This is a genomic window from Pseudomonas agronomica, assembly GCF_025917275.1.
Lineage (GTDB): Bacteria > Pseudomonadota > Gammaproteobacteria > Pseudomonadales > Pseudomonadaceae > Aquipseudomonas > Aquipseudomonas agronomica.
On sequence record NZ_JAOSHO010000915.1, the window covers coordinates 1 to 940 of the forward strand.

The following is a 940-nucleotide window of genomic DNA, read 5'->3' on the forward strand; positions in this document are numbered from 1 at the left end:
TCTTTCGCTTGAGATTCAAGTGCCTGGGGAAAGATCGCAGCCTCGCTTCGCTCGGCAGCTCCTACAGCGCGAGCAAGCTGCCCCGCCACAAGTCCTCCTGGTCAAATGTGCAGCTCCACCTCCCCCAAATGCCCACCATGGGGCCCGAAACTGTGCTCGATCATCTGCCGCGTCCCATCGGCATGAACGATCAGCGCCGTACTCGCCCGCGTTCCGTAGGCGGGGCTGGCGATGAACACACTCGACAGCAGCATCTCCGTCGCCAATCCCACGCCCGTGTCCGGCAGTTCAGCCACTGGCGCAGGTTGCGGGTCATTCAATAACGCCAGCAAAGCCTGGGGCTGCGGATCGTCCAGCACTTCGCTCAATGCCGTACGAGCCTTGAGCAACTTTGGCCAGGGCGTGTTCAGCCCGGCGTTGGACACGCCGTAGACCCCTTCGGCCAACTGTTGCGGCCGGGTATCGCGGGAGTTGTAGTGCCAGAGCGCCGTACCGTCGCCAAGCAGCAGGTTGAAGCCACCGTACTCGCCGGCACGTGGCACCACTTCGCTTAGGTAATCAGTAATCGACAGAGTCCCGGTCAGGAACCGCGCCACCAGCTCGCCGCGGGACTTGAAGGCCGGCAACTGGCCCGGGTCGCGAATGTTTGTCAGGGCCGCGAAGCGTCCGTCTGCGCCCACACCCAGCCAGGTGCCACCAGCCTCCAGGTCACGGCCGGCGTGGACATGGGGCGCGTCAGGCCACTGGGCCAAGGGCAGGGTCGGCCGGGCGTAGAACTCGTCGCGGTTGGCCGCCACGATCAGCGGCTGGGCGTGGCCAGGGCGCCAGGCAAATACGATCAGGCACATCAGGTTGTCCTGTTTATGAATGAAGCTGAACGACACTGCTTTGTGGCGAGGGGATTTATCCCCTTTGGGCTCTGTAGGAGCTGGCGAAGCCT

At 63.7% G+C, this 940-nt stretch carries 1 protein-coding gene; it reads right to left on the reverse strand.

Going from position 1 to position 940, the window contains the following annotated elements:
- Positions 1–101: 101 nt before the first annotated feature.
- Positions 102–848, reverse strand: coding sequence for an NRDE family protein (locus tag OC610_RS28085; RefSeq protein ID WP_264432891.1), 747 nt, complete (start codon positions 846–848; stop codon positions 102–104).
- Between the last annotated feature and the right edge of the window lie 92 nt (positions 849–940).

Bases quoted from the DNA above. Each gene is read 5' to 3' on its own strand.
- OC610_RS28085 (WP_264432891.1), bottom strand. From the start codon at position 848: ATGTGCCTGATCGTATTTGCCTGGCGCCCTGGCCACGCCCAGCCGCTG.